This window comes from Mesorhizobium sp. WSM4850 (assembly GCF_055811735.1).
In genome coordinates this window covers 1-25,966 of sequence record NZ_JBVVPV010000061.1, presented here as the reverse complement: position 1 = coordinate 25,966, position 25,966 = coordinate 1, and the positions used below count along the sequence as shown (strand labels likewise).

General features: G+C 63.3%; 25 protein-coding genes. 18 read left to right on the top strand and 7 right to left on the bottom strand.

Annotated elements, in window-relative coordinates; translation table 11 throughout:
• The 14 genes from AC0L2Z_RS32105 to AC0L2Z_RS32040 form a co-directional block, all read left to right on the top strand.
• Positions 1-303, top strand: a 303-nt coding sequence (locus AC0L2Z_RS32105; RefSeq protein WP_473630272.1) for a hypothetical protein, incomplete at its 5' end; no start/stop codon positions are given.
• Positions 304-475: 172 nt separating this feature from the next.
• The gene (locus tag AC0L2Z_RS32100) at positions 476-664 is read left to right on the top strand and encodes a hypothetical protein (RefSeq protein WP_128175643.1); all 189 of its coding nucleotides are present in this window, start codon (positions 476-478) and stop codon (positions 662-664) included.
• 16 nt (positions 665-680) lie between these two features.
• Positions 681-899, top strand: coding sequence for a hypothetical protein (locus tag AC0L2Z_RS32095; protein WP_473630271.1), 219 nt, complete (start codon positions 681-683; stop codon positions 897-899).
• Complete coding sequence (locus AC0L2Z_RS32090) at positions 896-1,357, top strand: hypothetical protein (RefSeq protein WP_473630270.1); 462 nt, start codon at positions 896-898, stop codon at positions 1,355-1,357. Before AC0L2Z_RS32095 ends, AC0L2Z_RS32090 begins: the two co-directional genes overlap by 4 nt.
• Positions 1,354-1,689, top strand: a complete 336-nt coding sequence (locus tag AC0L2Z_RS32085; RefSeq protein ID WP_473630269.1) for a hypothetical protein — start codon at positions 1,354-1,356, stop codon at positions 1,687-1,689. The genes AC0L2Z_RS32090 and AC0L2Z_RS32085 overlap by 4 nt, the downstream gene beginning before the upstream one ends.
• Complete coding sequence (locus AC0L2Z_RS32080; RefSeq protein WP_473630268.1) at positions 1,686-1,913, top strand: hypothetical protein; 228 nt, start codon at positions 1,686-1,688, stop codon at positions 1,911-1,913. The genes AC0L2Z_RS32085 and AC0L2Z_RS32080 overlap by 4 nt, the downstream gene beginning before the upstream one ends.
• Before the next feature lie 2 nt (positions 1,914-1,915).
• Complete coding sequence (locus tag AC0L2Z_RS32075; protein WP_473630267.1) at positions 1,916-2,500, top strand: GIY-YIG nuclease family protein; 585 nt, start codon at positions 1,916-1,918, stop codon at positions 2,498-2,500.
• Positions 2,497-2,802 carry a hypothetical protein gene (locus tag AC0L2Z_RS32070; RefSeq protein WP_473630266.1) on the top strand — a complete coding sequence of 102 codons (306 nt, stop codon included), beginning with the start codon at positions 2,497-2,499 and terminating at the stop codon, positions 2,800-2,802. Before AC0L2Z_RS32075 ends, AC0L2Z_RS32070 begins: the two co-directional genes overlap by 4 nt.
• The gene (locus AC0L2Z_RS32065) at positions 2,772-4,049 is read left to right on the top strand and encodes a hypothetical protein (RefSeq protein ID WP_473630265.1); all 1,278 of its coding nucleotides are present in this window, start codon (positions 2,772-2,774) and stop codon (positions 4,047-4,049) included. The genes AC0L2Z_RS32070 and AC0L2Z_RS32065 overlap by 31 nt, the downstream gene beginning before the upstream one ends.
• The gene (locus tag AC0L2Z_RS32060; protein WP_473630264.1) at positions 4,046-4,678 is read left to right on the top strand and encodes a hypothetical protein; all 633 of its coding nucleotides are present in this window, start codon (positions 4,046-4,048) and stop codon (positions 4,676-4,678) included. The genes AC0L2Z_RS32065 and AC0L2Z_RS32060 overlap by 4 nt, the downstream gene beginning before the upstream one ends.
• 241 nt (positions 4,679-4,919) lie before the next feature.
• Positions 4,920-8,897 carry a peptidoglycan-binding protein gene (locus AC0L2Z_RS32055; RefSeq protein WP_473630263.1) on the top strand — a complete coding sequence of 1,326 codons (3,978 nt, stop codon included), beginning with the start codon at positions 4,920-4,922 and terminating at the stop codon, positions 8,895-8,897.
• Between the two features lie 189 nt (positions 8,898-9,086).
• Entirely contained in the window at positions 9,087-10,010 is a 924-nt protein-coding gene (locus AC0L2Z_RS32050) for a sulfite exporter TauE/SafE family protein (RefSeq protein WP_023802164.1), read from the top strand.
• Positions 10,010-10,801, top strand: coding sequence for a TIGR02186 family protein (locus tag AC0L2Z_RS32045; protein ID WP_128169887.1), 792 nt, complete (start codon positions 10,010-10,012; stop codon positions 10,799-10,801). The genes AC0L2Z_RS32050 and AC0L2Z_RS32045 overlap by 1 nt, the downstream gene beginning before the upstream one ends.
• Before the next feature lie 109 nt (positions 10,802-10,910).
• Positions 10,911-12,167: an Hsp70 family protein gene (locus AC0L2Z_RS32040; RefSeq protein WP_473630262.1), complete on the top strand. Its 1,257-nt coding sequence runs from the start codon at positions 10,911-10,913 to the stop codon at positions 12,165-12,167.
• A 6-nt stretch (positions 12,168-12,173) separates the two neighbouring features.
• Here the strand turns inward: AC0L2Z_RS32040 and AC0L2Z_RS32035 are convergent, their stop codons facing one another.
• Positions 12,174-13,076, bottom strand: coding sequence for a LysR substrate-binding domain-containing protein (locus AC0L2Z_RS32035; RefSeq protein ID WP_473630261.1), 903 nt, complete (start codon positions 13,074-13,076; stop codon positions 12,174-12,176).
• A 279-nt stretch (positions 13,077-13,355) separates the two neighbouring features.
• Between AC0L2Z_RS32035 and AC0L2Z_RS32030 the strand changes: the two genes are divergently transcribed.
• From AC0L2Z_RS32030 to AC0L2Z_RS32020, 3 genes are read left to right on the top strand one after another with little or no spacing between them, the layout of a single operon-like run.
• Complete coding sequence (locus AC0L2Z_RS32030) at positions 13,356-16,289, top strand: molybdopterin oxidoreductase family protein (protein ID WP_473630260.1); 2,934 nt, start codon at positions 13,356-13,358, stop codon at positions 16,287-16,289.
• Positions 16,286-17,020, top strand: coding sequence for a 4Fe-4S dicluster domain-containing protein (locus AC0L2Z_RS32025; RefSeq protein WP_128169882.1), 735 nt, complete (start codon positions 16,286-16,288; stop codon positions 17,018-17,020). The genes AC0L2Z_RS32030 and AC0L2Z_RS32025 overlap by 4 nt, the downstream gene beginning before the upstream one ends.
• A gap of 15 nt (positions 17,021-17,035) precedes the next feature.
• Positions 17,036-17,971, top strand: coding sequence for a dimethyl sulfoxide reductase anchor subunit family protein (locus tag AC0L2Z_RS32020; protein ID WP_473630259.1), 936 nt, complete (start codon positions 17,036-17,038; stop codon positions 17,969-17,971).
• Between the two features lie 6 nt (positions 17,972-17,977).
• Here the strand turns inward: AC0L2Z_RS32020 and pdeM are convergent, their stop codons facing one another.
• The 6 genes from pdeM to AC0L2Z_RS31990 form a co-directional block, all read right to left on the bottom strand.
• Complete coding sequence (gene pdeM, locus AC0L2Z_RS32015) at positions 17,978-18,694, bottom strand: ligase-associated DNA damage response endonuclease PdeM (RefSeq protein ID WP_473630258.1); 717 nt, start codon at positions 18,692-18,694, stop codon at positions 17,978-17,980.
• Positions 18,691-21,213 (bottom strand): ligase-associated DNA damage response DEXH box helicase, encoded by a 2,523-nt coding sequence (locus tag AC0L2Z_RS32010; protein WP_473630257.1) that lies wholly within the window; start codon positions 21,211-21,213, stop codon positions 18,691-18,693. Before AC0L2Z_RS32010 ends, pdeM begins: the two co-directional genes overlap by 4 nt.
• A gap of 271 nt (positions 21,214-21,484) precedes the next feature.
• A complete protein-coding gene (locus tag AC0L2Z_RS32005; RefSeq protein WP_473630274.1) occupies positions 21,485-21,850 on the bottom strand; it encodes an endonuclease domain-containing protein in 366 nt (121 codons plus the stop codon).
• A 151-nt stretch (positions 21,851-22,001) separates the two neighbouring features.
• Entirely contained in the window at positions 22,002-22,862 is an 861-nt protein-coding gene (locus AC0L2Z_RS32000) for a C40 family peptidase (protein ID WP_473630256.1), read from the bottom strand.
• Between the two features lie 92 nt (positions 22,863-22,954).
• Positions 22,955-23,305, bottom strand: a complete 351-nt coding sequence (locus AC0L2Z_RS31995; RefSeq protein WP_023802155.1) for a MarR family winged helix-turn-helix transcriptional regulator — start codon at positions 23,303-23,305, stop codon at positions 22,955-22,957.
• 66 nt (positions 23,306-23,371) lie between these two features.
• Complete coding sequence (locus AC0L2Z_RS31990) at positions 23,372-24,736, bottom strand: leucyl aminopeptidase family protein (RefSeq protein ID WP_473630255.1); 1,365 nt, start codon at positions 24,734-24,736, stop codon at positions 23,372-23,374.
• Positions 24,737-24,858: 122 nt separating this feature from the next.
• Here AC0L2Z_RS31990 and AC0L2Z_RS31985 point away from each other — a divergent pair, with 122 nt between their 5' ends.
• Complete coding sequence (locus AC0L2Z_RS31985; RefSeq protein WP_473630273.1) at positions 24,859-25,677, top strand: tetratricopeptide repeat protein; 819 nt, start codon at positions 24,859-24,861, stop codon at positions 25,675-25,677.
• The last annotated feature ends 289 nt before the right edge of the window (positions 25,678-25,966 follow it).

Sequence of the window (25,966 nt, the reverse complement as noted above, 5' to 3'; positions counted from 1 at the left end):
CGTGCCCATGCGGCGAGCACCGGGGACTATGCCCATGCGGCGAGCACCGGGGACTATGCCCATGCGGCGAGCACCGGGGACTATGCCCATGCGGCGAGCACCGGGAATGGTGCCCTGGCTGTTTCGCTTGGTGTTGGCGGTGCTGCCAAGTCCAATACCGGGATCGTGCTTGCCGCCTACGACGAGTCGGTTTGGCCGCCGCGCCTGATCGCCATCAAGTCGTCGCTGGTCGGAGAAAACGGCATTGAGGCTGGCAAGGCATACCGCCTCACCCGGGCAGGTGAGTTTGAGGAGGTTAAATAATGGCCTCTTACGCAACCGATCCGAGGCGCGCCATCATGGTCAATGGCGCGGCCTACGCGAGGCAGATGAGCCGTAAGCCGGAGCCGCACACAAGCTTGCCTGCCGCCATCCTAAGCGGCATCTGCATAGCGTGCTTTGCTGTTAGCGTTCTCTTGTTGGCGGCAGGTGTGTCGTGGCCACACTAATCGAAACCATCAACAGCGGTGATCGCATTGCGAAATTGTGGCGATCTGGTGAGGTCGCCGCACTTGGTGCACAAGAGCGTCTGACTGACATTGGATTCTATGCCGTAGTCGTTGGCGAAAGTACCATTGTCGCTTGGCTTAATGGCTATCGCTTCGAACTGCCCGCCGCATCGTAAAACTGAGGAGACCACTATGAACGACAACTACAACGGCATCGGCTCGTACTGCGAAGGCGGCAACTTCAACATCATCTCGCCTGATATCGAGCCGCAAGTGGCGCGCAATATCGCCAGCTACTACGGCGCCAAAGGCGAGGCTTGGTCGACGGGGATGGCGCGCAGGTTGCGCGCTGCCGCGAATGATAACGTGCCTGTTGCAGGGCGTAGCGTTGCGGCACGGAGGCGAGCATGAGCGGCCGGACATCGCTAAACGAGAAGGCGCTGAGCCTCACGGATGCGATGGTTGAGGCTGCTTCCGCCAAGTTCATGGCAAACCAGCACGGCGTCGACATTCTCGATTATCCTGAAGGCACATATCGGAATGGCATCATGTATTCGATGCGCGCGGCTCTCGAAGCCACTCTCACCACACAGCCTGTTCCTGCTGTAGCAGTGAAGGGGCTGGAGTGGGAGAGCAGGCCGAACAGCAAGGATCAATTTGCCGACACGCCTTGCGGACAGTATGCGGTTGGCATCGTTCATGGTGCCTATATCGCGACCATCCGGCTCATCAAAGACGGCCAGTGGGACGACGAGGTTTTCGCTCGCGGCCTTTGCACGAGGAAGGAGGCCAAAGCAGCCGCCCAAGCCGATTACGAAGCTCGCATCCGCAGTGCCCTCGCCTCTCCGTCACAAGGAGAGCGCCAATGAGCGCGATTGACGACATCGTGGCTGAGCGCCGTCGGCAGATAGGCGTCGAAGGCCGGACGCCAGAGCGCGACGATGGTTACCGCAAAGGGGAACTAGCTCGTGCTGCCGGCATGTACGCACTGATCGCTGGCGCTGACGCCACGAATTTTCGCAACGCTCGCGATGGCTACTCTCTTGGCGACTATCTGCAGGCGATAATGGACCATTACTGGCCGTGGGCAAAATCGTGGTTCAAGCCCACCACTCGCCGTCGCGCGCTAGTCAAGGCTGGCGCGCTCATCGTTTCTGAGATCGAGCGGCTAGATCGCGCTGACGATGGAGTGAAACAATGAGCGAGCCAATCACCATTGGCATCAAAACGATGCAGCTGAGCGACAATCGCGAAGAGCATTGGGTCTTCATCAACCGCGGCGGCCGTGAGATCACCCCTCACAGATACTCCGGTCCCTGTCGCAACCGGGCTGAATACGAGGTCGACGAGTGGAAGCACGTACTGCTCGGATGGCCGAAGCCTCACCTCATGAATCCAAAATACGCTGACCCGAACGAAAGGTAGCCATGACGCCAGCAAACGATAACGTAGCGCCAGGCCAGGTCTACACACTAGACGAGGCCGCTGGCCACCTACGCCTGACTAACCGCGGCGTTGCTAAGCTTGCGCGCAGGCACGGCCTGTGCATGGTTCGCGGCAGGGATATCCTGCTAACCGGAAAAGATATTGAAGCGATTGGCGTGCTAGAGGCGCCTAAGCCAAAACCTCGCGTCGTCGGCTTTAGCCTAAAGGCAATAATGTCTTTGCCGGTTCCGCATATGGGCGAAACTCTGCGCGACACATCGGTGTATGTTGTTAAATGCGATCGGTTCGTGAAAGTCGGCGTGGCTCACGACGTGAACAAGCGTGTCGCTTCATTGCAGACCGCTAATCCGTACAAGCTCGAGTTGGTTCATGTATCAGAGCCGCTTAGGTCTTTGACCTACGCCGGCATTGCGGAGCGAGCGGCGCACGCTACTCTGGCGCCATTGCGCGTTCACAGCGAATGGTTCAAGACTTTGCCATCTAAGGCGGTTAAGGTTGTAGAAGCGTGCTGCGAGGCTGCGCGCAACTTGGCTATCGCTCACGATGCCAGGAGGATGGCGGCATGAAACCGGCGAATGATAACAGACTGCCATTCAAAGCGCTCGACGCCTTACCACTATTCGCGACCGACCGCGAGATCGCAGTTGCGATCGTAGGGCGCACCAAGGCAGACTATTGGGTAAAGGCAGTCATGCCGACATTAGAACGCCGCGGCTTTCCCGCGGAGGATCCACTACACACGGGCCGCGCTGTGCCGCTGGTGCGCAAGTTCTACGAGGATTACTTTGGCATTACCGCAGGCTTTGCAATGGCTAAGCCGAGCGGCGAGGAAAAGATATGGCAGCCGAGACGAAAGAGAGCCGCCTAGTGCGTCCGGACATTGATGCGCCTGGCCTAGTGTGGATTAAGCGCCGCACTGGCCACACGCCGTATTGGCGGCCGCCTGAGTGGTACTTGCCGGACGGCAAGAAAGCCCCGCACATCAATCTGTCACCGCTTGCCGACAAGCCAGACCAGGTCATCGCGCGCTGCCAATCCCTGCAATCTGAAGCGCTTGCATGGAAGGCGGGCGTGCGTGGCCATATTGGTTCGTTCGACGGCACGTTCGGCCAGATCATCAAGAAGTACCTCAATGACGAGGACAGCTCATTCCATGCGCTGCGGCCAGGCTCGCGGCATCCTTACGAGTTCTATGCCAAGCGCCTTGAATATGAGTTGGGCGAATTGCGCGTTGATGAGGTGAGCGGCGTCGACCTAAAGCGCTGGCATGAACGCTGGTCGGCAGGCGGTGAGAAGCTTGCCGCATCGAAGATGATGCGGGCGGTGCTAGACGCGGCTATTGCGTTTACGATTATGAGTTCTAAGGCTGGCACGCCAGAGTTTCGTGCTGCGTCTGAACTACGAGAGATATTGAAGACGGCCAGCCGCAAGATACCAAATCCGAAGCGGCGCGAGTCTATCGTCACGGCTGATCAAGTTGTCTCGTTGAGGGCTGCGGCTCACGAAGATGGCAGACCGTCGTGCGCGCTCGTATATGCCATGGTGTTTGAGACGACGCTGCGGCTATGGGACGTTATAGGCCAGTGGTGGCCAATGGATGCGCCACTGATTAGCGACGTCGTTATGGCACCGCACACCAGCATGAAGCACGCCAAGAAATGGTTCGGCTTGCGGTGGGAGGATGTCGGGCAAGATCTCGTGCTGCGCTACATGCCGTCAAAGACCAGCGCCAAGACCGGACTGTCCGTGACCTTCCCGCTGGCTAGGGCGCCAATGGTGATGGAGGAGCTTGCGCATTGGCCCGCCGAGAATAGGACGGGGCCAATGATCATCGCCGACGGCACCGGCATGCCGTACAGTTCGAACTATTTTGGCGAGTTCTGGCGTAAGGATCGCGAGGCCGTAGGCTTGCCGGCGAATATATGGGCACGCGACTTGCGAGCCTCTGGGATTACGGAAGGGCGGGCAAGCGGCGCGTCGACCGACGACGCGGCAAAAGTTGCCGGCCACGCCAGCACCAAGACAACAAGCGCCGTGTACGATCGCGCTACGCTCGAGGCGTCAGAGCGGTTTGCGGATGCTAGGACGAAGAAGCGTGAAGGAGGTGGGAAGTGAGCGATCGGCCAACGAATGAACTTTTTCTGCGTGACGTGTCCAACCATGAGATGACTATTCACGCGAACAATGGCAAGCACCGACATCTGACGTTCAAGGCGCCGGATACGTTCGCCTATGGTTTCCACATAACCACGTGGCCGGGATACCTCGCTTTCAGCGGCGATATGGGGACGTTCGTTTTCTCGCGCCTGACAGACATGTTTGAGTTCTTCCGCACTGACCGCGACATCAATCCTGGCTATTGGTCCGAAAAGCTCACCGCCCACGACAGGCACGGAGGTCATGAAGCCTTTAGCGAAAAACTTTATGTCGAATGCCTTAAGCGTGATTTTGAGCAGTGGCACTTTGACGAGGATTCCGACCGCGCGAAAGCATGGGCTGCCATCGAAGACGAATGGGATGGAATCCTGCACGCCTCGACCACCGAAGAGGCAATCCGATACGCGCTCGACTGGAAGTGCCCTATTAGCGGCCAGGAGTTTACCGATTTTTGGGACCACACACTTGAGGACTACACATTCCGATTCATCTGGTGCTGCCGCGCGATCATTTGGGCCATTGCTCAATATGATTCAGCGTCCATTGCCGCCAACGACAATGCTCCGTCGCTAGCGAACGCAGCGTGAACGCAACCCGTAACGCTCACCAGTCACGCCGTAACGATGTCATTGATTTTATTGAATCCGCCGTTAACGCGTTGTTTACCACGTTGGGCGAATTGTGCGCATGTCGGTCACCCGTGGTTATCCTGTAGCGAATTTTTCACGGTTTCGGAGTCCACCGCAGCAAAGCCGCGGCCGTCTTCGTTTCCGGCAGGACTTTGGGAACTGGTCATAAAGCCAGCAGCGATTGTGAACGGGCGCATCGATGAACAGCAAGCGGTCCTATCTCGATACACTCAACACCGGCCGGCAGCGCAGGCCGTACACCACGCTTGAACAGCTCAACCGCTCTCTGGAAACGCTGGAGCAGCGGCTGGAGCGGACGCGCGAGGACTTGAGCGAACGTCCCGATCCGCGCCGGCTGAGCGCGGAGCCGCGCTATGCCAGCGCCCGGCCCTATGAGGATCCGCGCCCCGAGCAGCCGCCGAAAAGCCCGGCGCCAGCTGCCTTCGACCAGAATTACCAGGCGATCGCCCGCGACATCGACCGCGTGCGCGGCCAGGAGGACGGCGTCGCCGTGGTCGGCAAAATCGCCGGCGAATTGCGCGGCCTGCGCGAGGAACTGCGCCACCAGATGACCGCCGGCCTGCAGCGCGAATTCGAAGCGCTGCGCAACGACATCGAGCGGGCTTTCCAGGCAAGCACCCAGCCGGGTGGCCAATCGGCGGGAGGCAAAGGCAGCGCCGAACTCGGCGTCGAGTTCGAGCGGCTTTCCGGCGCCATCCAGTCCCTGGCCGAAAAGAGCGACGACAGAAGCGTCAACATGCTCCGGCTCGATCTGGAGCAGGTCAAGGCAGCGCTCGACACATTGGCGCGCGAGGAGAGCGTGCAGGCGGTCGGCCGCCGCTGGGACGAGTTCGACCGCCGCTGGACCGCGTTCGAGGATCGTGTCGATGCCGATCAGCGACAGCGGTCGGACGCACCCGGTCTTTCGATGCTGACCGAACGGCTCGAACAGATCAGCAATGCCGTCAACAATCTGCCGGAATCGCTGTCGCTGCGCTCGCTCGAAGAGAAGGTCCGCACGCTTGCCGGCGCCGTTGAGCATTTCGCCCGCCAGCAGGACAGCCTCGGCAGCAGCACATTGGCGATGATCGACGAGCGGCTGGACGAGATTTCCCGCGCCATCGTCGCCTCGACCGTCGCTGCGCAGGCCAATTCATTCGACCCCGAAGCATTCGAGCGTATCGAGAAGCGGATTGCCTCGCTTGCCGAACAGATCGAGGAAGTGACGCAAGTCCACCCCAGCGGCGAGGTCATCGACCGCCTCAACATGCTGTCGAGCCGGGTCGACGATCTTGCCAGCCGGGCCAATTTGCCTGAGCAGGCGATGGAGCGTCTCGACAAGCAGATCGCGCTTATTGCCGACAAGATCGACCGGGCGCCTGCCATGCCGGACGCCGACTATATCTTCCAGGGGCTGGAACAGCGTTTCGACGTGCTGTCCGGCATGATGGAGCGCCGCCAGGGCGACGCGATCGAACAAGGCAACATGCTGTTTCGCGATCTCGAGCGCCGGCTGGACGAAGTTGCCGACAGGCTGGACCAGCGCATGCCGCAGATCGACGGGGCCGGCATCATGGACGCCCTCGACGCCCGCTTCAGCGCGCTGGCCAAGCGCTTGGAGACGCGCGTTCCCGATCACGCAGGTGAAGCCGCGATCCGTGGCCTGGAAAGCCGGCTCGAAGACATTTCAATCCGACTGGATTCATCCGCGGCACAAGTCGCCGGCATCGACCCGGCCCTGATCCGCAGCCTGGAAGCGCAGGTCGCGGGCCTGTCGGCGCACCTTTCGAAACCCGGCGCGCCACTGCCGGAATTGGAGGATATCAGCCCCCGTCTCAACGAAATCGAGAAGTCGCTGGCTGGCACCCGCGATTCCATCCTCAGCGCGGCGCGCGAGGCAGCCGAGAGCGCCGTCCGTTCGTTGGCGGGCTCCAGTGCCAACACGGCGGCCGTCTCTGGCCTCGCCCAGGATCTGAAGACGCTCGAAGCACTGACGCGCCGTTCCGACGAGCGCAATTCGAGGACCTTCGAAGCCATCCACGACACGCTGCTCAAGATCGTCGACCGGCTGGGCTCGCTGGAAACCGGCGAGCCGACCGACGCTGTGAGCGAACTTCTGAATACGCAACCGGCCGAGCCGGACAGCTGGCGCGGCGTGCGATCGTCAAAGATGGCCGTACGTGACGCGCCGTCCATGGACATCGACCAGCCACTGCCGCTGACGGAAGACATGGCCGACCTCGACAGCCATGTCTCTGCCATGATCAGCGATGAACCAGGTTCCCATAGCGAACCGGGCACGCGTAGCGACCCGGGCACGCGTACGCCGGCCGAAGCCGCCGCGGCCGCGGCCATGGCGGCGCTTGGCTCGGACACGTCGGAAAAAAGCCAGCCGACCGGCGGCCGGAAGTCGATGCTCGGCGGACTGGCGCGCGCCTTCAAGGCCAAGAAGGAGACGATCGTTCCACCGCTTGCCGGCTCCGCGCCTGATGTCGAGATACCGATTGCCGATCTCGACGAGCCGCTGGACCCGAAGGTTGCCAACCGGCCGCTGGAGCCCGGCTCCGGCCCACCTGACCTCAACGCCATCATGAAGCGCGTGCGCGACGAACGCGGCCCGCCCGGCAGGGCCGGCAATGCCGACGCATCGAAATCCGACTTCATCGCCGCAGCCAGGCGCGCGGCGCAAGCGGCCGCTGCCGAGGCCGACGCTCTCAAGCGGCAATCGACGATGAGGGGGCCGGTAAAGGCGCTCAGGATCGGCGACTTGCTCAAGGCGCGACGCAAGCCGATTCTGATGGCAGCCGCCGCGGTCATGCTGGCGCTCGCCGGCCTGCAATTAGGCAAGGCCTTTGTCTCCGACCCGGTCGATATTGCCAGCAACGACACGGCGCCGATGGCTGCCGCGCAGCCAGCGGAAAGCGCATCGATCGGTACCGTCAACGAGCCGAAGACGGACACAGAAACTGCAGGGGATAGCGCACCAGACCACGCTGTCCGGCAGGCAGAGCCATCCGAATCGGTAGCCGAGGACGACATGCCGGCGCAGGCCGCCATCGTCACGCCGTCATATGGCGAAAGATCGGCGGATGCCGAAACGCCGATCGACTCAGGGTCCGCGGCCGAGCCTGTTCCTGCGCCAATGGCTTCAACGACGTCGCCCGATCCGGCGGCGGCTAACGTGACAGCGTCGGCACCTGCGGGCCCGACGGCTGCGGACGCCGAACCAATGGCCACCGCGCCGGACGCCACGCCCGCGACCCAGGACATGACCGGCACGGTCACGTCAGCGGTTGCTTCGACGGCGGCGGCCACTGCCAAGATCGACATTCCAGCCGATGCCGGCCCGGCTGCCTTGCGTGACGCAGCGGCCGGCGGCGACGCCAAGGCATTGTTCGAGATCGGCTCGCGCTACGCCGAATCGCGCGGCGTCAAGCAAGACATGGCAGCGGCCGCCAAATGGTACGAGAAATCAGCCGAGCTCGGCTTCGCACCGGCGGAATACCGCATCGGCAACTTCTACGAGAAGGGCACCGGCGTCGCGCGCGACGTCAAGAAGGCGAAGACCTGGTACCAGCTCGCCGCCGCGCAGGGCAACGCCAGCGCCATGCACAACCTCGCCGTGCTCTTCGCCATGGCGGCGGACGGCGTGACCGACAATGAATCGGCCGCGCACTGGTTCCAGGCCGCCGCCGATCTCGGCGTCAAGGACAGCCAGTTCAATCTCGGCATCCTGGCGGCGAAGGGCGTCGGCATGAAGCAGAATCTCGAAGAGTCCTACAAATGGTTCGCGCTCGTCGCCAAGACCGGCGACAAGGATGCGGCGGCAAAGCGCGACGAGATCGCCAAGGCGCTCAGGCCCGAGCAGCTCGAACGCGCACGCGCCGCCACGGAGCTGTGGAAGGCAAAGCCGCTCGATCCTGCGGCAAATTCGGCCGATATTCCCGAATCGTGGCAGGATGGCACGCCGCAGACGACCGCCAGCGTCGACATGAAGAAGGTCGTTCAGAACATCCAGCGTATTCTCAACAAGAACGGCTACGAGGCCGGCAATGACGACGGCGTGATGGGCCAGAAAACCAAGGATGCCATCATGGCTTTCCAGACCGACAACGATCTGAAGCCTACCGGCACGGTCGACGAAAAGCTGGTCAAGGTGCTGCTTGCGCGCAAATAACGTCAGATGCGTCGTTTCCGCGACGCCTTTGCCACACATTTGCCTGTTAACTGATTGAGTTGTTTTTTGTTTCGGCGACGTGGCGAGGTTTGACTTCGCCGCCCGGCCGGCGCAAGAACGGACAGGCTTTTGGCGCGAATGCCCGCCACGGTTGCATTCGCCGACGGGCAAACTGATCGAGACTGACGGGTGGGCATCTATCTCCCGATCGCGGAAATTTCCGTCAACATCTTCGTGCTGCTGGCCATGGGCGCGGCGGTGGGTTTCCTCTCGGGCATGTTCGGAGTGGGCGGCGGCTTCCTGATCACGCCGCTGCTGATCTTCTACAACATACCGCCGGCGATCGCAGTCGCCACCGGCGCCAACCAGGTCATCGCCTCCTCCTTCTCCGGCGCATTGTCGCACGTGAAGCGCGGCACGCTCGACTTCAAGCTCGGCGGTGTGCTTTTGGCCGGCGGCATCGTCGGCTCGACCGGCGGCATCTTCGTCTTTGGCTTCTTGCGCCGGCTCGGCCAGCTCGACCTGTTCATCTCGCTGCTCTATGTCGTGCTGCTCGGCACCGTCGGCGGGCTGATGCTGGTCGAGAGCGTCAATGCGCTGCGCGCCACGCGCAGCGGCGCGGCACCGGTGCTGAAGAAATCCGGCCAGCACAACTGGATCCACCGCTTGCCGCTGAAAATGCGGTTCAGGGCCTCGAAGCTGTTCGTCAGCGTCATCCCGGTGCTCGGCCTCGGCGCCGGCATCGGTTTCCTGTCGTCGATCATGGGCGTCGGCGGCGGCTTCATCATGGTGCCGGCGCTGATCTATCTCTTGAAAGTGCCGACCAACGTCGTCGTCGGCACCTCGCTGTTCCAGATCATCTTCACCTCGGCCTACACCACGCTGGTCCATGCCACCACCAACCAGACGGTCGACGTCATGCTCGCCTTCTTGTTGATGGCGGGCGGCGTCGCCGGCGCGCAATACGGCGCCAAGGCCGGCCAAAGGCTGCGCGGCGAGCAGCTCAGGGCGCTGCTGGCACTGCTGGTCCTAGCGGTTGCCATCCGGCTCGCCATCGATCTGTTCGTGACGCCGCCCAGCCTCTATTCGCTGTCCGGCGCGGATCCGACCTGATGGCGGGTTTTAGGACGTTCCTGGCCGTTGCCTCGCTGTCGCTGTGCGCCGCCTCGTCACCGGCAAGAGCGCAGACGCCGGTTACCGAAAACATCCAGATCGGCCTATCCACCGACCATGTCTCAATCACCGCCGGCTTTTCCGGCGCCGACCTCACCATCTTCGGCTCATTGGAAAATGCCGACCCGCGTGTCGCGCGCCAGGGGCGCTACGACATCGTGGTCGTGCTTGAGGGTCCGGCCCGGAAGGTCGTCGTGCGCCGCAAGGACCGGGTGCTCGGCATCTGGATCAATCTGGAGTCCGAGACCTTCAAGAATGTGCCGGTGTCCTATTCGGTGGCGACGACGCGGCCGCTGCAGGACGTCACCGACCCCAACAGCTACAAGCAACTGTCGCTCGGCGCCGCCAACATCTATATGCAGCCGGCCGACGCTGGCGACAGTCCGGCTACCATCGAGGAGTTCACCGCGGCACTGCGCGAGCGCAAGACGGCGACCGGCCTCTACAGCGTGAATGTCGGCGGCGTGCAGTTCCTGTCGCAGAACCTGTTCCGCGCCACCGTCAGGCTCGCCCCCAATGTTCCGGTCGGCACCCACAAGGCACGCGCGTTCCTGTTCAAGAGCGGGCTGTTCATCAAGGAAAGCTCCGCCCAGCTCGAAATCCGCAAATCCGGTTTCGAACAGTCGATCTTCCGCGTCGCCCACGATTATTCTTTCCTGTATGGCGTCTTCGCGGTGTCGTTGGCCATGCTGACCGGCTGGCTCGGAAGGCTGGTTTTCCGGAAGGATTAAACTCTCTTCAACAGGCGGTTCCCCTTTTTACGCTCGTGGGTTAGACCGCGACCCCGGCCCGGCCGAACACCGGCTGTCGCTCCCCAAATAAAAAATACAGGACTTTGCGATGCGACCAGCATTCGGCGGTATCGACTTCGGCACTTCGAACTCCACCGTCGGCGTGATCAGGAACGGGCAGCCGCATTTGGTGGCGCTGGAAGACGGCGAGGTGACCCTGCCCAGCGCGGTGTTCCTCAATTTCGAGGACAACCGCACCTACTTTGGGCGCCGCGCCATCGCCAACTATACCGACAGCATCGAGGGTCGCCTGATGCGCTCGCTGAAGAGCGTACTCGGCGGTACGCTAGTCCATGAAAAGACGCGCATCAAAACCCGATCGATCGCCTTCACCGAGATCATCGGCCTGTTCGTCGGTCATCTCAGGAAAAGGCTGGAAGAGGATGCGGACGATACGGTTGAAAGCGTGGTGCTCGGTCGTCCCGTGCAGTTCGTCGACGACGATGCCGAGGCCGATGCCAAGGCCAAAGGTGAACTCGAAAACGCGGCCCGCACCCAGGGCTTCAAGCATATCGCCTTCCAGTTCGAGCCGATCGCGGCGGCGCTCGACTACGAGCAGACGGTGACGGGCGAAGAGCTGGCGCTGATCGTCGACATGGGCGGCGGCACGTCCGACTTCTCGATCGTGCGGGTCTCGCCGCAGCGCGCCCGCTCCCTGGATCGCAAGGACGACATTCTGGCCAGCCGAGGCATCCACATCGGCGGCACCGACTTCGACCGGCTGTTGAGCATCGCCCATGTGATGCCGCAGCTCGGCTACCTCTCGCCGACCAAGGACGGCAAGCGCAACTTGCCGGCCAGCTACTTCATCGACCTGGCGACATGGCAGCGCATCAATCTGGTCTACACCGCCCGGGCGATGACGCATCTGCGCCAGATCCGCTACGAGGCGGAACGCGCCGACCTGGTCGACCGCTTCATCGACATCGTCGAGCATCGTTACGGGCACGCGCTGGCCGCTTTGGTCGAGAGGGCCAAGATCGAGCTGACGGAGCAATCGTCCGCCGAGGTGATGGTCGCGCTGACGGGAGCGAAGTTTGCGACCGAAATTTCGCGCGCCGGGCTCGAGACCACGATTGCCAGGGATATCGAACGGGTGGCTGCGACGGTTGGCGAGACGATCCGCGACGCGCAGGTGAAACCAACCGCCATCACCGCGGTGTTCCTGACCGGCGGATCGACCGCCATCCCGCTGGCAAGGCAGCAGATACTGGCCCTGGTGCCGCAGGCGTCGGTCATCGAAGGCGATATGTTCGGCTCGGTCGGGCTTGGGCTGGCGCTCGATGCGCAGCGGAAATTCGGCTGACCCGGCTTACCCCCGGACGGTCTCGCCGGCCCTCGCGCCCAGATGCGCCTTGAGCGCCATCTGGGCCAGACTTGCCTGCCGGTCACGATGCGTGATCATGGCGAAATCGCGCTTCGGCAGATCGATCGACACGGACCGCAAGCTGCCTTCGGCAACCGCGCGTTCGACAACGAGCTCCGAAATGATGGTGGCGCCGGCGCCGGCCTCGACCGCCTGACGGACCGCCTCGTTGCTCGGCAGCACCAAGAATATCCGCAGCTCTGCGAAGGAGATCCCTTCGCGGCGGGCAAGATCTTCCAGCACCTCGCGCGTGCCCGATCCGCCTTCCCTGATGATCCAGCGGAGTTCCCTGATATCGGGATGCCCGCGCGAGACTTCGGCGATTTCGAGATGCGAATGCGCCACGACCAGCATCAGGCGATCCACATCGACCTTGGCGCGCCGCAATATGTCCGATTCAGTGCGCCCCTCGACCAGACCAAAATCAGCCGTACCGTCGAGTACGGTGGTCTCAACCTGCCTGGTGTTGCCGATGGTCACGCTCAGCCTGACGGCGGGATAGGCCTCGTGGAAGGAGGCCAGCCGGCGCGGCAGCCAGTAGCTGGCGATCGTCTGGCTGGCGGCGATGGAAAGGCTGCCGGTGATCGTCTGCGAGACGTGCTCCAGCACGTCGTGGGCGGCAGCCGCCCGTTCGAGCACGGCCTTCGCCTCGGGCAGAAACCTGCGCCCGGTCTGCGCCAACTCGATGTTGCGACCGACCCGGTTGAACAGCTGGACGCCATGCTGCTGTTCGAGCGAGCGGATGGCGGCCGAGGCGGCCGACTGGGAAATGCCCAGCAGCTCGGCCGCCTTGGTCATGTGCCCCCGTTCGGCGACAGCAACGAATATCCGCAGTTGGTCCAGGGTCATGCGGAGAATTAAGAAAGAATTTCGATTGGAATTACAAGAGCAACTTGTTAGACGGATCGATTGCTTTGTTCTAATTTTCCCGCCGGTGTTGGAAAAAAATCGCGGCCAACCTGGAACGGGTAGAAAAGTGATCGGGCGGTTCAAATCCTTGTTTGCCCATTGGACCCGCGGCCTGCGGCGTCGGCTTGCCGGCGACCGTTATCATCCGGAAGAACACTATATGCGCGGCCCCGGGCCGAAGACGAGAGCCAAATTCGCAGACCGCAAAAGCGCCGAATCATGAACCACGGACCGCTGCGCGGCGCCAATTCCGCACCGTCCCAACGGTCGCTTGCCGACACCCGCGCGCCCGACGAGGGTGATGGCGTCGATACCTCGCCTGATGTCTCCGACAGCATCGCCAAGACCACCTGCTACATGTGCGCCTGCCGCTGCGGTATCGACGTCCACATCAAGGACGGCAAGGTCCGCTACATCAACGGCAACAAGGACCATCCGGTCAATCGCGGCGTGCTGTGCGGCAAAGGCAGCGCCGGCATCATGCAGCACTACAGTCCGGCCAGGTTGAAGAAACCATTGCTGCGCAGCGGTCCGCGCGGCTCGGGAGAGTTTCGCGAGATCGAGTGGGAGGAGGCCTTCTCGATCGCGACGGAACGGCTTTCGAAAATCCGCCGCACCGACCCAAAGAAACTCGCCTTCTTCACCGGGCGCGACCAGTCGCAATCGTTGACCGGCTGGTGGGCGAGCCAGTTCGGCACGCCGAATTTCGCCGCCCATGGCGGCTTCTGCTCGGTCAACATGGCGGCCGGCGGGCTCTATACGATCGGCGGCTCGTTCTGGGAGTTCGGCGAACCCGACTGGGACAACACCAGGTACTTCATGCTGTTCGGCGTCGCCGAGGACCATGATTCCAACCCGATCAAGATCGGTCTCGGCAAGCTCAAGGCGCGCGGCGCCAAGGTGGTCTCGATCAATCCATGCCGCACCGGCTACAACGCCATTGCCGATGACTGGATCGGCATCCGGCCCGGCACCGACGGCCTGTTCGTGTTTGCTCTCATCCATGAACTGCTGAAGGCCGGCCGCGTCGATCTCGATTATTTGCTGCGCTACACCAACGCCCATGTCCTCGTCATCCAGGAGCCGGGTGCAGCAGATGACGGGCTGTTCGCACGCGACAGCGGCGGCAATCCGCTGGCCTGGGACAGGCTGGCCAAAGTCTCCGTCAGCGCCACCGATACCGACGCAAAGCCGGCGCTGACCGGCAACTTCCAGGTCGATGGCCGCCGCTGCGTACCGGTCTTCCAGCTTATCGCAGACCGGTACCTGCACGAGAGTTATTCTCCCGATGCGGTCGCCGAACGCTGCGGCGTTACCGCCGACACCATCCGCCGCATCGCCGCCGAACTGGCGCATGTCGCCTTCGAGCAGGCGATCGAACTGCCGGTGGCGTGGACCGACTGGGCCGGCCGCCGGCACGAGACGATCAAGGGCCGGCCGGTGTCGATGCACGCGATGCGCGGCATCTCGGCGCATTCGAACGGTTTTCACACCTGCCGCGCCATCCACCTGCTGCAAGTACTCCTGGGTACGGTGGACGTGCCCGGCGGGTTTCGCTTCAAGCCGCCTTATCCGCGGTCGGCGCCGCCGGGGCCGAGGCCGGCGGGCAAGGACGTCAGGCCGATGACGCCGCTCGAAGGCATGCCGCTCGGTTTCGTCTGCGGCCCGGACGATCTGCTGGTCGATGACGTCGGCACGCCGATCCGTATCGACAAGGCTTATTCCTGGGATGCGCCGCTGGCAGCACACGGGCTCATGCACACGGTCATCCGTAACGCCTGGGCCGGCGACCCCTACAGGATCGATACGCTGTTCATGTACATGTCCAACATGGCCTGGAACTCGTCGATGAATACCGTCGAGACGATGGCGATGCTGACCGACATGGATGCGTCAGGCGAGTACAGGATCCCGTTCATCATCTATTCCGACGCCTATTATTCCGAGACCGTGCCGTTCGCCGATCTCGTGCTTCCCGACACCACCTATCTCGAGCGTCATGACTGCATCAGCCTGCTCGACCGGCCGATCAGCCACGCCGATGGACCGGGTGACGCCATCCGTCATCCGGTTGTCGAGCCGGACCGCGACGTGCGGGCGTTCCAGACGGTGCTGATCGAGCTCGGCGCGCGGCTCGGCCTGCCCGGCTTCGTCGCCGACGACGGCTCGGCCAAATACCGCGACTATGCCGATTACATCGTCAATCATGAGCGCAGGCCAGGCATCGGCCCGCTCGCCGGCTGGCGCGGCAAGGACGGAATTTTGATCGGCAAGGGCGATGCCAATCCCGACCAGCTTCAGCGCTACATCGACAATGGCGGCTTCTGGCACCACGATTTTGCCGACGACCAGCGCTACTACAAGATGGCCAACCGATCCTACCTCGAGTTTGCCGAGACCATGGGTTTCATCCCGAAGGCCGAGCCGATCGTGTTCCAGCTCTATTCCGAGCCGATGCAGCGGTTTCGCCTCGCCGCGCGCGGCCATGGCAGGGTGCTGCCGCCAGAGGCGGAGCGCAGCCGCATCGAAACCTATATGGACCCGTTGCCGTTCTGGTACACGCCCTTCGAGGAGACGGTTGTCGACGTTGAGAAATACCCTCTGCATGCGCTGACGCAGCGGCCGATGCACATGTATCATTCCTGGGGCTCGCAGAACGCCTGGCTCAGACAGATCACCAGCCAGAACCGGCTGTTCGTGCACAGCCAAACCGCCGCCGGCCTCGGGCTTGCCGATGACGACTGGGTTTGGATCGAGAGCATCAACGGCAGGGTCAAGGGACAGATCAAGCTGGTCGACGGGGTCAACGCCGACACGGTGTGGACCTGGAACGCGATCGGCAAGCGGCGCGGCAGCTGGGGGCTGAAGGACGATGCGGCCGAATCCAACCGCGCCTTTCTGCTCAACCATATCATCGGCGACCAGACTTCTGCCGATGCGAACGGCAAGCGCTACTCGAATTCCGATCCGGTGACCGGCCAGGCGGCATGGTTCGACCTGCGCGTCCGCATCGTCAAATGCGCGGCTGAAGAAGCCGGCTTCACTGAGCCGCAGTTCGAGCGCTTCCGGCAGCCACCGCATTTCGAGCCCTCGCCCGACAAGCTCAGTTTCGGCGCTGAATTCCGCCGGGCAAGAGAGGCTTCCAGATCATGACCTGCCTTCCCGCCCATACCGACAAGAAGCTCGGCCTGGTCATCGACCTCGACACCTGCGTCGGTTGCCAAGCCTGCGTTACCGCCTGCAAGGAATGGAACACCGGCGGTCACATGGCGCCGCTGACCGACATCGATCCCTATGGCGGCGATGCCGACGGGGTCTGGTTCAACCGCGTGCACAGCTATGAGCACATGACGGAGATGGGTGGGCGCACGGTCAATTTCCCACGCTCCTGCCTGCATTGCGAGACACCGGCCTGCGTCACCGTCTGCCCGACCGGCGCCTCCTACAAACGGGCCTCGGACGGCATCGTGCTGGTCGACGAAGACAAGTGCATCGGCTGCAAATTGTGCAGCTGGGCCTGCCCCTATGGCGCGCGTGAGTTCGATACCGATGTCGGCGTGATGAAGAAGTGCACGCTGTGCGTCGACCGCATCTACAACGACAATCTGGCGGAAGAAGACCGCGTGCCGGCCTGCGTCGCCGCCTGTCCAACCAGCGCGCGGCACTTTGGCGATCTCGGCGACCCGGCATCGGCGATCTCGCAACTGGTGGCCGAACGCGGCGGCGTCGACCTGATGCCCGAACTCGGCTATCACCCGACCAACAAATATCTGCCGCCGCGCGCCCATACGCCGCGCGCTGCATCGGTGCCGGCGCCGAGACTCGAACCGGTGCAGGCCGAAGGCGGCTTCCTCGGCTGGGTCGACCGCATGCTTTCGCACTGACCAGCAACCAGCCTCATGCATCCAGCCTTCTCCGTCGTCTTCTTCACCACTGCCACGGGCGCCGGTTACGGCCTGCTCGCGCTGCTCGGCGTGCTGGCCGGACAAGGATTTGTCCCGCCTGACTTCTGGCTCGGCGTCGTCGGCATGGGGCTGGCTCTCGGCCTGATCTCGGCCGGCCTGCTGTCGTCGGCCGGCCATCTCGGCCGACCAGAACGCGCCTGGAGAGCATTCTCGCAATGGCGCAGCTCATGGCTGTCGCGCGAAGGCGTTGCCTCGGTCGCGACCTTCGTGCCGGCGGGATTGTTGGCCTTCGGCTGGCTGTTCCTCGGCCGCACAAACGGCTGGGTGGCCGTCGCCGGGCTGCTGGCTGCGGTCGGCGCGGTCGCCACCGTCTGCACCACCGGCATGATCTATGCCTCGCTGAAGCCGATCGCCCAGTGGCACAGCCGCTTCACTTTGCCCAGCTACCTGATCTTTTCGGCGATGAGCGGCAGCGTGCTTCTCAACACGCTGCTGCAGGGCTTCGCCCTCGGCTCGACTATCGTTCTGACAGGTTGCGTGCTGCTGACCTTGCTCGGCTGGGGCTGGAAGCTGGCAAATTGGCGCTACAATGACAGGCTGGAAATCCCGACCAACGCCAACACCGCGACCGGACTTGCCGGCGGTACGGTGCGGTCGCTGGAATGGCCGCACACCGAAGAAAACTACCTGCTCAAGGAGATGGGCTTTCGCATCGCCCGCAAGCACAAGGCGCGGCTGCGCCAGATCACGCAAGTGCTGGCCTTCGCTCTGCCCGTCTTGCTGCTGATTGCCGCGTTCGCCTTGCCATGGCCCTATGCGGCGGTGCTGTCGGCACTCGCCACATCAGCCCAATTCGCCGGCATGCTGGTCGAACGCTGGCTGTTCTTCGCCGAAGCGAAACACACCGTCACCCTCTACTACGGCAGGTAGAGCAGCTCAGCCCGGCCGCAGCATCGCGTGGGAAATCGCAAAAATGCGCTCGGTGCCGAGCATATAGGCCATCAGCGTCTCGCGGCGGAACAGCCCGGCATAGGCGCGGTCGAGCACATTGAGCGAGCCGGTATAGGCGCCGAAGGCCGGCATGATCATGCGGCCGCCGTCGCCGGCAAAGCAGCGCCGTCGCACCGAGCGGCCCTGCTGCACGATGCGGGCGCAAGGGTGCAGATGACCTGATACCTCGCCTTCCACTCTCACCGCCGAAGGCTCGTGCCGGAATACGAGAGAGCCTATGGCCAGCTCGCGCACCGTCTCGCCGGGCAGGTCGGCCGGCGCATTCGGGTCATGATTGCCGGCAACCCAGAACCAGTCGCGACCGGCCATCAGCGCTTCCAGCCGTTCGCGAAAGCTCGCATGCATGCGCGCGGCGCCGCCGCCGTCATGAAAGCTGTCGCCGAGGCTGATGACGATCGCCGGCTGATAATCGGCAATCACCGCCTGCAACCGCAGTAACGTCGCACCGGTATCATAAGGCGGGATCAATGTACCGCGCCGTGCCAGCGACGAGCCCTTTTCCAGATGCAGGTCGGACACGGTCAGAAGCCGAAGCTCGGGAAAATAAAGCACGCCGCGCCGATCGCAGATCGCACGCTCGCCGGCGATGCCGATAGCATCGGCATCCGCCAGGAGCGCCGTCATGGCGAGTGCGAATGTCATTTCGTCCCCATGGCCTCCTCGACCAGCGTTGCCGCATCCATCAGCAGCGTATCATCGGCCTCGCCATGCACCGGCATCTTGCCGATCTCGAGCATGATCGGCACGGCGAGCGGCGAAATCTGCTCGAGGTCTTTATGCACGATTCGTCCCTTGATACGCGAGAGCATCTCGGCAAGTCTGCTGACATCCAGCAGACCCGTGGCCGCGTCGGCACGCGTCGCCTGCAGCAGGATGTGGTCGGGCTCATGGCTGCGCAGGACGTCGTAGATGAGGTCGGTCGAGACGGTGACCTGGCGGCCGCTCTTCTCCTGGCCCGGATGACGCTTTTCGATCAGTCCGGAAATGAGCGCGCAATTGCGAAAGGTGCGCTTCAAGAGCCAGCTGCCGGCCAGCCAGGCTTCGAGATCGTCGCCCAGCATGTCCTGGTCGAAAAGCGCGGCCAGCGACGGTTTCTTCGCCCGGAACATCCTGCCCATATCGGCCAGCGACCAGATGGCAAGCGCATAGTCGGTGGCGACGAAGCCGAGCGGCCTGGCTCCCGCCCGGTCGAGGCGGCGGGTGAGCAGCATGCCAAGCGTCTGGTGCGCCAGCCTGCCCTCGAACGGGTAGGCCACCAGATAGTAGCGGTTGCCGCGCGGAAAGGTCTCGATCAGCAGGTCGTCGCGCTTCGGCAGCACCGATTTGTCGGCCTGGAAGCGCAGCCAGTCGGCGACCTGTTCCGGCAGCTTCTTCCAGCGCTGCGGGTCGTCCAGCATGATGCGGACCTGTTCGGCGAGGTAAGTCGAAAGCGGGAATTTGCCGCCGCCATAATAGGGCACCTTGGCGTCACTGCCGGGCGCATTCGACACGAAGCACTCATTGTCGCGGATGCCCTCGAAGCGAAGCACCTTGCCGGCGAACATGAAGGTATCGCCATGCGTCAGCGTTTCGAGGAACGCCTCCTCGATCTTGCCGAGAACCCGACCGCCGCGCGAGGCAGAGCCTTTGCTGCCGGCCTTGACATAACGCACGTTGAGCGCCGGCACCTCGATGATGGTGCCGACATTCAGCCGGTACTGCTGGGCGATGCGAGGATTGGAGACGCGCCACAGCCCGTCCTTGTTCAGGCGGATGCGGGCGTAGCGCTCGTAGTTCTTCAGCGCATATCCGCCGGTGGCGACGAAGTCGACGACACGATCGAACGTCGGCCGGTCGAGTTCGGCATAGGGCGCGGCGGTTCGCACCTCCTCGAACAGCGCATCGGCATGAAAAGGCGCGCCGCAGGCGCAACCCAGGACATGCTGCGCCAGCACATCGAGCCCGCCATTGACCAGCGGCGGCGTGTCCTGGGCGCCGAGGTAATTGGCGTCGAGCGCCGCCCGGCATTCCAGCACCTCGAAGCGGTTGGCCGGAATCAGGATCGCCTTCGACGGCTCATCCATGCGGTGGTTGGCGCGGCCGATGCGCTGCGCCAGCCGGCTCGCACCCTTCGGTGCGCCGACATGCACGACCAGGTCGACATCGCCCCAGTCGATGCCGAGGTCGAGCGTCGACGTGGCGACGATGGCACGCAAGGCATTCTCGCCCATGGCTTTTTCGACGCGCCGGCGCTGGGCGACATCGAGCGAGCCGTGATGCAGCGCGATCGGCAAAGTGTCCTCGTTGACCCGCCACAATTCCTGGAACAACAGCTCGGCCTGGCTGCGCGTGTTGACGAACAGCAGGGTCGTCTTGTGTCGCTTGATCTCGCTATAGATCTCCGGTGTCGCGTAGCGGGCCGAATGTCCGGCCCACGGCACGTGCTGTTCCGAGTCGAGGATGGAGATGTCAGGCTTGGCGCCGCCGGTGACGACGATCAATTCGGCCATGCCGCCGGGTGGATTCTGGCTGACCAGCCAGCGCCGCAATTCGTCCGGCTCGGCGACCGTCGCCGACAGGCCGATCGTCTGCAAGCTGGGAACAAAGGATCGCAGCCGAGCCAGCCCGAGCGACAGGAGATGCCCGCGCTTCGACGTCACCAAGGAATGCAGTTCGTCGAGCACGACATAGCGCAGATCCTCGAAGAAGCGCCTGGCGTCGGGCGCAGCAATCAGCAGCGCCAGTTGCTCGGGCGTGGTCAGGAGGATTTCGGGCGGGGCCCGCTTTTGGCGCTGGCGCTTGTGCGCGGGCGTGTCGCCGGTGCGCGTCTCGATGGTGACGGACAGACCGATCTCTTCCACCGGCTTGCCGAGATTGCGCTCGATGTCGACGGCCAGCGCTTTCAGCGGCGAGATGTAGAGCGTGTGGATGCCGCGACGCGCCTGTCCCGGCTTTCTCCCCGGCCTCCGGGCCAGCTCGGTCAGTGAAGGCATAAACCCGGCCAGCGTCTTGCCGGCGCCGGTCGGCGCGATCAGCAGAACCGATTGCCCGGCCTGGGCAGTCGCCAGCAATTCGATCTGGTGGGCGCGCGGCGACCAGCCTCTTTGCGCGAACCATTTGAGGAATGGCTCGGGCAAGTGCACGGCGGCATTCTGTTCGGCGAGGCGCGGCTGCTCTGTCACCCGCCAGAGGTAGCGCGGCGCCGCGCAATCGCCAAGCAGAATCGGAACAAAAGGTGATCGTGCGCGGCTTCGGTCGCAAGTGAGGTGGGCGCTCTACTGCGCCCCCCTCTGGCCTGCCGGCCATCTCCCCCACAAGGGGGAGATTGGCTGTCTTGTCTGCTTCCGCTAATCACCAACGTTGCAGGATTGGCGGCCAGAGCGAAACTGCCAATCTCCCCCCTTGTGGGGGAGATGTCCGGCAGGACAGAGGGGGGCGCCTCGCGCCGGCGTATCAAGTCGCACCGGCGAGCCCCGCCTCGATGACAATATGCTGGCAGACATTGTCGATGTCGCGAATGACGTCGTCGTTCCAGAAGCGCAGGATGGTCCAGCCATCCCGTTCCAGACGCTTTGTCCTCGCCTCGTCGCCTGTATTGGCTTCGGCACGCTGCGAACCATCGACTTCGACGACGAGCTTCTTGTCCGGGCAAGCGAAGTCGAGGATGTAACCAGCGATCGGAAATTGTCGGCGGAAGCCAAGCCCCATCAGCCGATGCGCGCGAAGCTCGTTCCAAAGCTTCAGTTCGCCGTCGGTCATGGCTTTGCGCATCGATTTGGCATTTGCGCGATTTCGCGGAGGCAATGGCGTGTGAGGCATTTGGTCAGTGCTCGGTCCGTATTGAGGTTGGGGCTCTACGGCGCCCCCCTCTGTCCTGCCGGACATCTCCCCCACTTGGGGGGAGATCGGCAGCTTCGCTTTGGCCGCCAATCCTGCAACGTTGGTGATTAGAGAAGGAAAAGCGCTTGCGCTACGGCCGCCTAAACCCTGTCGGACCGCCATAGAGATAGCCGATGCGGGCGAGGGCTCGCCTGAACCCTTCACGCGAGACCAGCATGGTGTGGCCGTTGGCGTGGATCATCGTTTCCGGGTCGGTCATGACAGCGACATGGCCTTTCCAGAACACCAGGTCGCCGCGCCGCAACCCGGCAAGATCCGGACCCGGGTCGAGCGGCTCGCCGATGGTCGCCGCCTGCATGTCGGAATCGCGCAGCACTTGCCTGCCGGCCATGTGCATCGCCAGTTGCACGAGGCCGGAGCAATCGATGCCGAAGCCGGAGGCGCCGCCCCACAGATAGGGCGTGCCGAGAAAAGCCTCCGCGACCGCGACATAGTCGGCAGCCGGCTCTCCCAGAGGCCTGAGATGGCCTGATATGACAGCCTCGCCGGACGGCAGCAGCGCATAATGCGTGCCGCGCGTTTCGGCTGCGCCGGTTACCGTCACCGCCGATCCCATCGACAGTTGCCCGCTCAGCGGAACCCGCAAATCCGGTCCCGGATAGAGGAAGGTGCGCGGCACCGTGACGACATGGGTGGGCGCATGGTCCCGTCCCCCCAGCACGGTGTCGGCGACATAGCCGACATAGCCGTCGCGCTCCGACTGGATCCAGGCCCAGCCTTCGGTATCTTCGAAGACGAGGACGTCGTCGCCGAACAGGGCTTGCGTGTTGATGCCGGCATCCGGCCGCGGAGCCTTGCGGAGATCGGCCACTGTGGCTGAGATCCGCGCTGGCCGCCCGGCGACGAAGCGATCGGCGGCGACCTCGCCTTCCAGCCTGGCATCGGCGAGATCGGAACGGAAGGCGTGAAGGCGGGCATCCCTGGCGGTCAAATCGGCAACTCGGCTCTGGCTTGGTGTTGGAGCATGACCCCTTCCGAAACGGTGCTGCTTTGCTTCGCTGACCTGCGGTTCGGAATCCTGCTCTAGATCGGCAATTCCTGGGCTCTGGCAATGATAACATCGCCGAAGCGCTCGACAAAGAGAGCACCTTCTACGGTTCGCTTGACCAGCACGTTGCGCTTGTCGAGCTCATCGCGATGGCGCGAAACCAGCTTCATTGCGCCCATCGTGTCGAGCGCCCGGGTGATCACCGGCTTGGTGACATTGAGCCGGGCGGCGAGGCCGCGCACCGTATGCGGCGGTGGATCGAGATAGATCGTGAACAGGATCGCCGTCTGGCGCATGGTGAGGTCCGGCGCATCGTCGCGCACCTGGTACAGCATCACCTGCTGCCACAGTCGCAAGGCCTGACTCGGGCGCATCGAAATCGACATCCGGCCAGAATGACGGCAAATTGTTTCGGTTCCGTTTCAGTCACGAGAATGCCCTGCACCGCAGCGTCAGGCGTAGCGTTTTGAGATGACCCTTTCCAGCGCGCGGATGCCTTGCGCCTCGCCGCCGGCGAGACCGTGCGGACGATCGGAGGGGTTCCAGGCGAAGATGTCGAAATGCGCCCAGGCGGCGGTCTTCTCGACGAAGCGTTTGAGGAAAAGCGCCGCGGTGATTGAGCCGGCGAAACTGTCTGACGTGACATTGTTGATGTCGGCGATCTTCGACGACAGCTTTGCGGCATAGGGTTTCCACAGCGGCATGCGCCACAGTGGATCCTCGACTGCGACGGAGGCCGCAGCCAGGTCGGAGGCCAGCGCTTCGTCGCCGGTGTAGAACGGTGGCAGATCGGGACCGAGCGCGACGCGGGCAGCCCCGGTCAAGGTCGCCATGTCGATCAGCAGTTGCGGCTCGTCGTCGTCTGCCAGTGCCAGGGCGTCCGCCAGCACCAGCCGTCCTTCGGCGTCGGTGTTGCCGATCTCGACGGTGATGCCTTTGCGGCTCACCAGCACGTCGCCGGGCCGGAAGGCGTTGCCGGCAATCGAATTTTCGACCGCCGGGATCAGCACACGCAGCCGGACCTTCAGCCCGGCGGCCATGATCATCGAGGCGAGGCCCAATACGTTGGCAGCGCCACCCATGTCCTTCTTCATCAAAAGCATGCCCGAGGACGGCTTGATGTCGAGTCCACCGGTGTCGAAGCAGACGCCCTTGCCGACCAGCGTCACCTTCGGGGCGTTCTCCGGTCCCCAGATCATGTCGATCAGCCGCGGTGCGCCGACGGAAGCGCGGCCGACCGCATGGATCATCGGGAAATTGTTCTTGAGCAGGTCGTCGCCCCTGTTCACCGACACTTCGGCGTCGTACGTCCCGGCCAGCGTCCGAACTGCCTTCTCCAGTTCGTCCGGTCCCATGTCGCTGGTCGGCGTGTTGACCAGATCGCGCGTCAGGAAAACGCCATCGGCGATGCGGCGAACATAAGCCGCTTCAGCGCCGGGCGGCAGCGAAAAACGCAGCGTCCTGCCAGGCTTTTTGCCGTAGCGGGTGAAGACATAGCCGCCGAGCGCCAACGCGATGGCCGCGATTTCCGGCTCGGTCAGCGTGGAGGCGAAATGCCAGTCGCCTGCGGGCAAGGCTCTCGCCAGCGCGCCAATGGCAAGCGCGCCTTCGCCGTCGCCCGTGCCGAACAGGGCGCCGGCAAGCCCGCCGTTTTCGCCGGGCAGGATCAGCGTCCTCCCGGCCTGACCGGAAAAGCCGTTGGCCCTGGCCCAGGCGAGCGAGGAGGAGGCAAGCCCTGCCGCATCCAGTCTATCCTTCGCCACCAGATGAACCGGCAGCGTGGTCTTCAGTTCTCTCTCGATGAGTTCGACTGGCATTCGACGGTCTCCGGCTTCCGAGTCGGCGCGTTTTAACGATCCGTTAGGGTTAACAGAATATTTCTGCGGGAGGGAAGATGGCCACGTAAAAGCCAATTTGACGAATGGAGGCCCTGGTGCAGATGCCGACCAACCGCATGAACGCCACGGGGAAGCGGCTGATCACCACGGCGTTCATAATAGCACTCGCGGCCAGCGTTGCAGGCTGCGGGACCAGCAAGCTGACGACCGGCTCGATCGGACGCCCCAGCGGCAAACCGTTGGAAACCATGTCGGCCGGCGAGTTGCACAAGGCGACGATCGCGCTGGGTCAGTCCTACGCCAAGAACCCCAACGACAAGCGGATCGCGACGAATTACGCCGCGGCGCTGCAAATGGATGGCGACGCCGACCAGTCGCTCGCCGTGATGCGCAAACTGGCGATCGCGCTGCCGAAGGACCGCGACGTGCTCGCCGCCTATGGCAAGGCACTTGCCGCCAACGGGCAGTTCGAGCCGGCGCTCGATGCGGTGCGCCGCGCGCAGACACCGGAATATCCCGACTGGAAGCTGGTGTCGGCGGAAGCCGCTATTCTCGACCAGCTTGGCCAGAGAGACGAGGCGCGCCAGAATTACCGCAAGGCGCTTGACCTCAAGCCGAACGAACCTTCGATCCTTTCCAATCTCGGCATGTCCTATGTGCTGGAAGGTGACCTGCGCATGGCTGAAACCTATATGCGCTCGGCCGCCCAGCAGCCGAATGCCGACAGCCGCGTCCGCCAGAACCTGGCGCTGGTCGTCGGCCTGCAGGGCCGCTTCGACGAGGCCGAGAAGATCGCCTCGCAGGAGCTGTCGCCCGAACAGGCGCAGGCGAACGTGACTTACCTTCGCCAGATGCTCGCCCAGCAGAACGCCTGGAGCCAGCTCAAGGACCAGGACAAGACAAAGCCCGCCACCAACTGACCGCGGCTCGTCCCGGCGCGAACCGGCGACATGCCGTTACCTCGGAGCGTTGCTGCGGTGCAGAACCTTGTGATGGCAATTTGCGCGGTGCACCCCCCTCTGTCCTGCCGGACATCTCCCCCTCAAGGGGGGAGATTGGCAGTTTCTCGGCCTCGTCAACTCTGCCACGATGAAGATTGGCGAAACCGGAAGGGACAGCCAATCTCCCCCTAGAGGGCATATGCGCTAAGATAGTTTTGGCATGGACTGAAATTTGCGCTTTCGTGGTGGCTCACGCCATCGATGTCGC

Excerpts from the sequence above, each read along its gene's own strand:
- AC0L2Z_RS32075 (WP_473630267.1), top strand. The coding sequence starts at position 1,916 with ATGACGCCAGCAAACGATAACGTAGCGCCAGGCCAGGTCTACACACTA.
- AC0L2Z_RS32065 (WP_473630265.1), top strand. The coding sequence starts at position 2,772 with ATGGCAGCCGAGACGAAAGAGAGCCGCCTAGTGCGTCCGGACATTGAT.
- AC0L2Z_RS31985 (WP_473630273.1), top strand. The coding sequence starts at position 24,859 with ATGCCGACCAACCGCATGAACGCCACGGGGAAGCGGCTGATCACCACG.
- pdeM (WP_473630258.1), bottom strand. The coding sequence starts at position 18,694 with ATGACATTCGCACTCGCCATGACGGCGCTCCTGGCGGATGCCGATGCT.
- AC0L2Z_RS32070 (WP_473630266.1), top strand. The coding sequence starts at position 2,497 with ATGAAACCGGCGAATGATAACAGACTGCCATTCAAAGCGCTCGACGCC.
- AC0L2Z_RS32055 (WP_473630263.1), top strand. The coding sequence starts at position 4,920 with ATGAACAGCAAGCGGTCCTATCTCGATACACTCAACACCGGCCGGCAG.
- AC0L2Z_RS32080 (WP_473630268.1), top strand. The coding sequence starts at position 1,686 with ATGAGCGAGCCAATCACCATTGGCATCAAAACGATGCAGCTGAGCGAC.
- AC0L2Z_RS32030 (WP_473630260.1), top strand. The coding sequence starts at position 13,356 with ATGAACCACGGACCGCTGCGCGGCGCCAATTCCGCACCGTCCCAACGG.
- AC0L2Z_RS32090 (WP_473630270.1), top strand. The coding sequence starts at position 896 with ATGAGCGGCCGGACATCGCTAAACGAGAAGGCGCTGAGCCTCACGGAT.
- AC0L2Z_RS32035 (WP_473630261.1), bottom strand. The coding sequence starts at position 13,076 with ATGACCCTGGACCAACTGCGGATATTCGTTGCTGTCGCCGAACGGGGG.
- AC0L2Z_RS32020 (WP_473630259.1), top strand. The coding sequence starts at position 17,036 with ATGCATCCAGCCTTCTCCGTCGTCTTCTTCACCACTGCCACGGGCGCC.
- AC0L2Z_RS32040 (WP_473630262.1), top strand. The coding sequence starts at position 10,911 with ATGCGACCAGCATTCGGCGGTATCGACTTCGGCACTTCGAACTCCACC.
- AC0L2Z_RS32025 (WP_128169882.1), top strand. The coding sequence starts at position 16,286 with ATGACCTGCCTTCCCGCCCATACCGACAAGAAGCTCGGCCTGGTCATC.
- AC0L2Z_RS31990 (WP_473630255.1), bottom strand. The coding sequence starts at position 24,736 with ATGCCAGTCGAACTCATCGAGAGAGAACTGAAGACCACGCTGCCGGTT.
- AC0L2Z_RS32085 (WP_473630269.1), top strand. The coding sequence starts at position 1,354 with ATGAGCGCGATTGACGACATCGTGGCTGAGCGCCGTCGGCAGATAGGC.
- AC0L2Z_RS32045 (WP_128169887.1), top strand. The coding sequence starts at position 10,010 with ATGGCGGGTTTTAGGACGTTCCTGGCCGTTGCCTCGCTGTCGCTGTGC.
- AC0L2Z_RS32095 (WP_473630271.1), top strand. The coding sequence starts at position 681 with ATGAACGACAACTACAACGGCATCGGCTCGTACTGCGAAGGCGGCAAC.
- AC0L2Z_RS32005 (WP_473630274.1), bottom strand. The coding sequence starts at position 21,850 with ATGCCTCACACGCCATTGCCTCCGCGAAATCGCGCAAATGCCAAATCG.
- AC0L2Z_RS31995 (WP_023802155.1), bottom strand. The coding sequence starts at position 23,305 with ATGTCGATTTCGATGCGCCCGAGTCAGGCCTTGCGACTGTGGCAGCAG.